This window comes from Kitasatospora sp. NPDC007106, from assembly GCF_040634455.1.
GTDB lineage: Bacteria > Actinomycetota > Actinomycetes > Streptomycetales > Streptomycetaceae > Kitasatospora > Kitasatospora arboriphila.
Genome location: NZ_JBEYFP010000218.1, coordinates 1 through 8,997, shown reverse-complemented (window position 1 = coordinate 8,997; position 8,997 = coordinate 1). Strand labels below are relative to the sequence as shown.

Genomic DNA, 8,997 nt, shown 5'->3' with positions numbered 1-8,997 from the left:
GCCGGGTTACGTCAGCAACTGGCCCGCTGGTTCGGCCGTGGTGACACCGAGCGCGAACGGGCGGAGCTCGAGCGTCTGGACCGGACGGAGCAGGCCCTGGATCAGGCCGACGGCGAGGAAGCCGAGCGGGAGCGAATCCGCCAGGAGGCATCCTGGCAGGCCCGTATCGAGAACATGCTGGAAAGTCTCGACGACCAGGAGCGAGAAAAGGCAGCGGCCTCCTTGCGGGCCCTGCTCGCCCGCGCTCTCCCGGACAGCCCCACGGTCTCGGCCGCGGCCGGCGGCGTCGCGGCAGGCGGTGACATCACCGCAACGGCCGACCACGGTTCCATCGCCGCTGCGGTGATCGAAGGCGGCGCACAGATCGGCACCTCGGCTCCGGCAAGTCCGACCCGCGGCGAAGGTGCCGGGCCCGAACGCCCTCCCGTGCCGGATCCGTCCCGGGGCTGAGCGGACCGGCAACCACAGGCCCACCCGCCAGCACCCGGCACGAGGGCGACACGGTCGCCGACATCCGGATCCAGGCGACGGACCGGAGCATCGCGGCGTACCGCATCGACCACGTCTCGTACCACGCAGCACCCCGACGTCCGGTCACCTGGCCCCACCAGGTCGGTGTGCCGCCCAGGCGGGCCGACTGCTTCCAGGACCGCGCCTCGGCCCGCGCACTCGTGGCCGCCCTGGCAGACCCGGGAGCGACGGTCCGCTGCCACGTGCTGGCCGGGATGGGTGGGACCGGCAAGACCCAGCTCGCCGCCCACTGCGCCCGTCGGGCACTGCAGGCGGGTCAGGTCGATCTTCTGGTGTGGGTCAGTGCCGCCTCCCGCTCGGCCGTCATCGATATCTACGCCCGGGCCGCCGTCGCCATCCTTGATGCGGACCCCGCCCGTCCCGAAACCGCCGCGATGGAGTTCTTGGCCTGGCTGGAACCCAAGGCCCCGACCGCACCGGCCTCCGGCAGCCCCGCCACCGGACAGACCACGACCGGCAACCCGAGATGGCTCGTCGTGCTGGACGACCTGAGCGACCCATCCGACCTGCGCGGGCTGTGGCCTCCCCCCAGCCCGCACGGCCGCACCCTGGTCACGACCCGCCGTCGCGACGCCGCACTCACCGGCCGTACCTGCCAACCGGTCACCGTGGACCTGTTCACCCCCGACGAGTCCACGACCTACCTGACCGACGCACTCGCCGCCCGCGACCGCCACGAACCCGCAGAGCAGCTCGCCGCCCTCGCCAACGATCTCGGACACCTTCCCCTGGCCCTCTCGCAGGCCGCCGCCTATCTCACGGACACCGGCCTCGACTGCACCGCCTACCGCCGACTGCTTGCCGACCGCACCTCCACCCTGTCGCAGGCACTGCCCGAGACAGCAGTCCTGCCGGACGACCAGAGCACCACCACAGCCGCCGCATGGGAACTGTCCGTCGAGCGCGCGGACCGCGTCCACCCGGCCGGCTACGCCCGTCCCATGCTCCAGCTGCTCTCCCTGCTCGACTCCGGCGGCATCCCCGAAACCGTCTTGACCAGCCCCCCTGCCCTGCAACACCTCGCGGCACACCGAACACCGCAACACGATCCGGTCGACGGCCAGGCCACCACCGGCGACGCGACTGCCGCACTACAGGCCATGCGCCGCCTCAGCCTCGTCGACCACACCCCCGACAACCAGCACCGAACTGTCGCGATCCACCAGCTCGTCCAGCGCAGCATCCGCGACGCCGTCCCGGAAGAACAACTGAACCACGTCGCCCGCACCGCGGCCGACGCCCTCCTTGCCGCGTGGCCCGACATCGAACGCGACGCCCTCCTCGCCCAAGCGCTTCGCGCCAACACCGACGCCCTCATCCACCACGCCGAAGATGCGCTCTGGCAGCCCGAGACCCACCCCGTCCTGTACCGCACAGGACGAAGCCTCATCGAGTTCGGCCAGACCACCGCAGCCGTTGCCCACTACGAGCACATGACGAACACTGCTCAGCACCGTCTCGGCCCGGACCACCCCGACACACTCCTGACCCGACACAACCTTGCATCCGCGCGGGCCGATGCGGGGGACGTGGCCCTCGCGCTTGCCGCATCGGCCGAGCTGCTGGAGGGCTGTGCACGCGTGTGGGGGTGGGACCATCCCAGCACCCTCCGTGTCCGTGAGAGTGTTGCCGTCTGGCAGGGGCAGGCGGGAGATGCAGTCGGAGCCACCGTTGCGCTCAACGAAGTGCTCGAGGAGCAGATACGCGTCCTGGGACCGGACCACCCCGACACGTTCGGCACACGTCATGACCTTGCCGACCTCGTGCCGATGGAGGATGCGCCCGGCAAAGTGGCGGCATTCGAGCATCTGCTCGAAGACCGGGAGCGTGTGCTGCCGCCGGACCACCCCGACATCCTGCAAACGCGCCACGAGGTCGCCTTCTGGCGGGGCGCCGCGGGAGATGCCGACGGCACCGCCGCCGCATACGAGGAGTTGACCGACGAGGATGTGCGGATCCTCGGCCCGGAGCATCCGAGCACCCTCACCAACCGGCGGCACCTTGCCTTTTGGCAGCACCGGGCGGGAGACGTCGCCAGCGCTGTCACTACGCTCGCGGAGCTGGTCCACGATCAGGTGCGCGTTCTGGGTTTGGAACACCCCGACACACTCGCCACCCGGCGAGACCTCGCCTACTGGCGGGGCGAGGCAGGGGACGCGGCCGGCGCCGCTGCAGCGCTCGCCGAACTGCTCGACGATCAGGTGCGCATACTGGGCCCCGACCACCCCGATGTCTTGTTGGCCCGGAAATCGCTTGTTGTCTGGCGGTACCGGGCGGGCGACACGGCCGGTACCGCTACCGCGGCCGCGGAGCTGTTCGAACACGAGGCGCACGTGCTGGGCCCGGACCACCCCGACACTCTCGCCGCGCGGAGCCACTTCGCCGAACGCCTGGGCGAATCGGGAGACCCGGCCGGCGCAGTCGCCGTTTTCGAGGAGGCGGTCAAAGACCACCTGAGGGTTTTCGGCTCGGACCACCCCGACACTCTCGCCACCCGGCGAGACCTTGCCCTCTGGCAGGGCGAGGCAGGGGACGTGGCCGGTGCCGCCGCCTCGCTTGTCGAGCTCCTGACCGACCAGGAACGCGTTCTCGGGCCGGAGCACCCCGACACTCTCACCACCCGCAACGACCTGGCCCAGCGGCGGGGTGAGGCAGGGGACGCGGCCGGCGCAGCCCGCGACTTCGCGGAGCTGCTGGAGGACGATGTCCGTGTACTCGGACCGGACCACCCCATTACGATCACGGCCTGGAGCAATCTCGCCTCATGGCTTGCCGGAGCCGGTGATGCAGTCGGCGCCGCCACTGTCGCGGCGGAGCTGCTGGAAGACCGGGTGCGGGTCCTGGGGCCGGACCACCCCGACACCGTGGGACTCCGGAAGACTCTTGTCGTTCTGTTGGACGAGGCGGGGGATCCGGCCGGTGCCGCCGCCGTGACAACGGAACTGTTGCAGCTGCAGGTTCGTGTCCTGGGGCCTGACCATCCCGAAACGCTCACCAGCCGCAGGAACCTCGTTCACTTCCTGAGCGAGGCAGGAGACCCGGCCGGTGCGGCGGACGCTTCCAGGGAGCTCCTCGACAGTTGCCTGCGGACTCTGGGGCCGGACCACCCCGACACACTCGCGGCACGGAACGACCTTGCCCGCCGCAAGGGAGAGGCGGGGGATGCGGTCGGCGCAGCTGGCGACTTCGCCGAGCTGCTTGACGTGAGCCTGCGTGTCCTGGGACCCGGGCATCCCGATACGTTCGAGGCCTGGCACGGTCTCGCCTTCTGGCGGGGCGCGGCGGGGGATGCCGCCGGTGCAGCCACCATCAGTGCGGAGCTCCTGCAGGCCTGCCTCGGCGAACTGGGTCCGGACGACTCCGGCACGCTCCTGGCCCGGAAAGCCCTGGCCTATTGGAAAGGTGAAGCGGGAGATCCGGCCGGCGCCGCTGCTGCCCAGGCGGAGCTTGTGCAGGCGTGCCTGCGTGCACTGGGGCCGGACCATCGCGACACACTCAAGGCCCGGAGAGCCCTCGCCCACTGGCACGGCGAAGCAGGAGACCCTGCCAGTGCGGCCAACTCGCTGGTCGCGCTGCTGGAGGACCAAGTCCGTGCGCTCGGCCCAGATCACCCAGACACCGAGACCACCCGGGGCCAACTGGCTTACTGGCGGAACGAGGCGGGCACAGATGACGGCGCGGTGCCGGGACCAGCCTGGCCGGAGGACCGGCAACTGGTGCCGGAGCCCGACACCCACGCCGCCCGAGCCGACCGCACATCGCGGCAGGATCCGGAGGAGGCCGCGATCGAGGCGGCCGCGAAGCTGGTGCAGGACCAGACGCTTTTGCTGGGAAGGCGCCACCCCGACACCCTCAGAGCCCGGGCGGACCTCGCTCACAGACAGGGCGCGGCGGGCGATCCCGCCGGAGCGGCCGCTACACAGGAAGCGCTGCTGAAAGACTGCCGCCGCGCGCTGGGCAAGGACCACCCCGACACGCTCACGACCCTGGGCATCCTCGCGCACTGGCGAAGCCAGGCAGGAGACGCGGCCGGGGCGGCTGCCGCCGCGAGGAAGCTGCTGGCCGCACGGACCCGCGTCCATGGGACGGACCATCCGGACACCGTCCGGACGTGGCAACTCCTGGCCGATTGCCTGGGAGCCGCGGGAGACGCGGCCGGGGCGGCCGACGCCGCGGAAAAGCTGCTGGCGGCACGGACCCGCGTCCTTGGGGCGGACCATCCGGACACTCTTGCCGTCCGGGGCCACCTTGCCTACTGGCAGGGCCTGGCAGGCGACGACGCGGGCGCCGCCAGCGCATTCGGGCAGTTGTTGGAGGACTGTCTGCGCATCCTGGGCCCGGGTCACCCCGACACCGTCGCCACCCGAGAAGGCCTCGCCTACTGGCAGGCCAGAGCCGACCTAGTGCCGCGTCAGGCAACGTTCGCCCTGGTGACGACTTCGCGTAGCCGTTCGTCGGCGGCGTGCTTGTTTCGCCAGATGATGTAGCGGCGGATCATGCTGCCCTGCTCCTTGTGGCTGGCGTGGTCGGTGCCGTCGAGGGCGAAGTACCGCAGGGCCGTGAACTGGGCCTCGATCCGGTTGAGCCAGGAGCTGTTGGTCGGGGTGTAGGCGATCTCCACGTTGTTCGCCGCCGCCCACGCCCCGACCCGCTGGCAGCGCTTGGTCGTCAGGTGCGGCGAGTAGTTGTCGCAGACGATCGCGATGCGCATGTCCGCCGGGTGCAGCGATCGCAGGTAGCGGCAGAATTCCAGGAACTTGGAGCGGTTCTTGGTCTTCTTGACGTGCCCGTAGAGCTGGTCCTTGCCGAGGTCATAGGCGGCGAACAGGTGCCGGACCCCGTGCGGCCGGGTGTAGGTCGCCCGTCTTCGGGGTCTGGGATCACGGTCGGGGTCTTTGTGGCGGCCGCCTCGCTCCGCCCACTGCCGGCCAGGGTGGGGCTGGAGGTTGAGCGGCCCGAACTCGTCGAGGCAGAAGACGACTTCGGGCTCACCTTCTTCGGGTATGACCTCGCCGTCGGCGATCGCGTAGAGGTGTTCGACGCGGGCCTTCTTGGCCGCGTAGTCGGGATCCTTCGAGGTCTTCCAGGTCTTCACGCGTTGAAAGGAGACGCCCTCCTCGCGGAGCAGGACCCGAAGGCCCTCGTGGCTGATGTCGTCGACCACCCCCTCGGCGACCAGGAAGTCGGCCAGCTTGGCCAGGCTCCAGGTCGAGAACGGCAGGCCGTGCTCGGCCGGCCTGGACCTGGCGATCTTCTTGATCTCCCGGCGCTCGGGCAGCGTGAATGTCCTCGGCCGCCCGCCACGGTACTTCGGGTAGAGCGAGTCGAAGCCGTCGGCGTTGAAGTTGTGGATCACATCGCGGACCCGGTCCGGGCTGGTGAACGTCACCTCGGCGATCTTCGCCACGGGCATGCGCTGGGCGGAGAGCAACACCATCTGGGCCCGCCGCCAGGTGACCACCGAACCGGTGCCCCGGCGGACAATCCGCAGCAGTCGTCTGCCCTCGGCGTCATCGATCTCCCGGACCTGCACGCGTTCAGCCACGTGATCATTCTGACCGCCCGGAGCCGCCAGCCGCAGCATCCGGGCGCCTCGTCACAAGAGGGCGAAGGTTGCCTGATGCGGCACTAGAAAGTCGCCGGTAGGTCAGTTCGTTCGGGGGAGTCCAGGGTGAGGGACGGGTGCCCTTGGCGCAGCAGTCATATCCAAGAAGGCTTGACGGCTATCCACCGCCGTGGGCTGACCAGGATTCGCGAGACACCGGGAACCTCGGCGCGACTTCTATCACGTGCCCTCCTGAGACCGACTGGAACCAGACGTTTGTCGAGGTCCAACGCTTTGAGCCTTCATCTGGCGGGCAGCGTGCGGGGCGGATAGCGGCATAGAGGGGGAGCACGCAGATGGGGAAGGCGAGCCGGGGACGGCGGGAGCGGTCGCGGGACGCGGCGAGCGAATGGTCGGCGGCAGGTGCCGCACGCCGGGCCCATGATGCTCTGCGGCAGAGCATCCAAACCGTCGATAACCCGTTCACCAAGGCCACGGTGGAGCAGAACACCCGGAACTGCCTCGGCGACACCTACCGGACCGCCGTCCTGTCGGGCGGCCTGAGCGACGACGAGGCGCGAGTACGCCCTGGCCGTCATCCTCGGCGGCCTGGGCGTTCCCCCGCCCTACACCGACCTTGAGCGCCACACCAACTGGACCGTCGCACGGCACCTGGAGCTGCTGCGCACCGCGGAGGTGTTCGTCATCTCGCCGACCGCGGCGCTACCGCTGCGCCCTACGCCTGCTGTTCCAGGCGCGGCGAACGGCGCATCATGGCGCCATGAGCGAAGCGATGCCCGAGATCGACGACGTTCCCGTTCCCGATGACGAGCGGCGCAGCTGGGACGACGGCGAGGACGAGCACGTCCCGCACTGCTGATTCCGGCAGCCCCTGCCGCGTCCGTCGGTGACCTGGCCGCGCGTATCTGTCCCTGGGCCTGGTGGATGCCCTGCCCCGCCGCCTCGGGGGCAACGGCGGGGCTTTCCCAGGGTGCACTACACAGTTGCCGGAAACGATCAGCGTGCCGCCGTCCGGCCGCATCCCCCCACCGCAGGCGGTCACTGCCGACACCTGCGCGTCCGCCGTCCCGGTGAACGAGCCCGCCCACGACACCAAGTAGGTTGTGACCGCCCTGAGAAAGCCGACGGCGTGGGCGGGAAAGCAACGCCGACCCGCCCCTGCCTGGCATCCGCCACCGTCGGCATCCCGAACGAGGCCGCGAGGCGCCCCCGCACTCCCTCACGCGGCCAGCTCGGGCGGAATAGTCCCTCCTGGCCACCGCCCGCCGCCGGGTTGCCCCGGCCAGCGCTGCGCGCCGCCGCGTCTCACCGGGGTCGGCGTCCTTGCGCGCCCGCTCCTCGCACCCGGCGCGGGCCACACCCGACAGCGCGCGCTCCAGGTCGTGCTCCTCGATCCAGTACCGCCCGCAGGGCATCTCCAGCCGCATCGGCCGACGTTCGGAAGCCGCCACCCAGCGCGCGCGGTGATCCAGCCGGCCGCTGGCCACCCGGACCTGCAACGGGCAGCCGCTGCCCGGTTGCTGCGCGCCGTCCATCATGCGAGCCATCGCGTCATGCCGCTCCTGCTACCGGTTGCCGGTTCGAACTCAGGCGGCACCGCCATGCTTTCTTACCGGCCGGGCGCCGGACGCCGGCCGGGCCTTGCGGTGAAAGGGGCGCCGCGGCGGTTGTGGTGTTCCCGGCCGTGTCCTGGAGCAGTACCGGAAGGTCGGATTTCGCGGCATCGCCGGGCAGGCTCCGCCCGACCGTCGTAAATTCGGTGGTACGAGCAACAGTTGACGCCATTGGAGTGCTTGTGGGAAGCGGACGAACGTTCGGCACGGACAGCGGTGTGGGATCGACGCGGGCACTCATCGAAGCAAGGCTGCCGGCCGTGCGGGAAGAGCGCACGAGGCTCGAGGAGGAGCTGGCGGGCGTCATCGCGCAGGAGAATGCGATGGTGGCCGTGCTCGAGGGCCTGGCCGCCCTGTCGGACGCGCCGCTCGGCGAAGCAGAGGATGCGCAGGCCGCCCCGCCGGTGCAGCCTGCCGACGAGGCGCCCGCCGCTGCAGGCGAGCCCGCAGAAGCCGCCGAGCCCGTTGAGACCGCCGAGGCCGCGGAGCCCGTCGAGGCAGCCGACAGTGACCGCGTTGTCGCTACCGCGCCCGCGAAGAAGACGGCGGCGAAGAAGACGGCGAAGAAGGCGGCGGCGAAGAAGGCGGTCACCAAGAAGACGGCCCCGCGGAAGGCAGCCGCCGGGAAGGGCCGGGCGGCCAAGAAGTCCGCCGACCCGAGCGCCGCGCAGCAGGACGTACCCGGGCAGGACGCCGAGCAGGCGCCGGCCGCCACCGCGAAGAAGACCGCGCCACGGTCGGCGGCCAAGACGGCCAAGACCGCCGTGAAGACGGCGATCCGGACCAGGAAGTCGGCCCGGGCGAAGGCGGCACCGGCCGCCGCCGACCAGGCGGCGCAGGAGCCGTCGAAGGGCCGCCAGCGGCGGACCGATGCGGACAGCGTGCTCGGCGTCCTCCGGCAGGCCGAGGAGCCCCTGCGCGCCCGGGACGTGGCCGAACGCCTCGGGCTCGCCGACACGAACGGTGCCGTCGATGCGGTGCGCACGATGCTGGAGCGCCTCGCCAAGGCCTCGCGGGCCCAACGCACCGGCCGAGGCCTGTACGCGGCGGCCGACTGACCGGTGCGGCTTTGCTGCTCTTCGCCCGGCTCCCGGCCGGCGGAGAGCAGCAGTGCAGGTACTTCGGCCGGCGGACCCCGATGATCGGCGATCCACCCGCGGCCTGTCCCGGCACCGGCAGATCATCCATGGGGCTCCGGGCGCGGCACGTCATCCGGCTTTCGGGGCGTGGGGCCGGGCGGGGGGGGGCGGGGGGGGCGGGGGGGCCACGCGGGGGGGGGGTTTGGGT

4 protein-coding genes are annotated in these 8,997 nt (G+C 71.0%); 3 read left to right on the top strand and 1 reads right to left on the bottom strand.

All coding sequences use genetic code 11. The features are described from left to right. The coding region (locus ABZ641_RS18355) for a hypothetical protein (RefSeq protein ID WP_359983013.1) at positions 1 to 450 on the top strand (450 nt) is incomplete at its 5' end. Positions 451 to 713: 263 nt separating this feature from the next. Then, on the top strand, positions 714 to 5,018 hold the full coding sequence (locus ABZ641_RS18350; RefSeq protein ID WP_359983010.1) for a tetratricopeptide repeat protein: 4,305 nt from the start codon (positions 714 to 716) through the stop codon (positions 5,016 to 5,018). Here the strand turns inward: ABZ641_RS18350 and ABZ641_RS18345 are convergent. Beyond that, positions 4,943 to 6,076: an IS630 family transposase gene (locus tag ABZ641_RS18345; protein WP_359983007.1), complete on the bottom strand. Its 1,134-nt coding sequence runs from the start codon at positions 6,074 to 6,076 to the stop codon at positions 4,943 to 4,945. The two genes, ABZ641_RS18350 and ABZ641_RS18345, sit on opposite strands and share 76 nt — an antisense overlap. Before the next feature lie 1,852 nt (positions 6,077 to 7,928). Between ABZ641_RS18345 and ABZ641_RS18340 the strand changes: the two genes are divergently transcribed. Beyond that, on the top strand, positions 7,929 to 8,768 hold the full coding sequence (locus ABZ641_RS18340) for a hypothetical protein (RefSeq protein ID WP_359983004.1): 840 nt from the start codon (positions 7,929 to 7,931) through the stop codon (positions 8,766 to 8,768). Positions 8,769 to 8,997 lie beyond the last annotated feature (229 nt).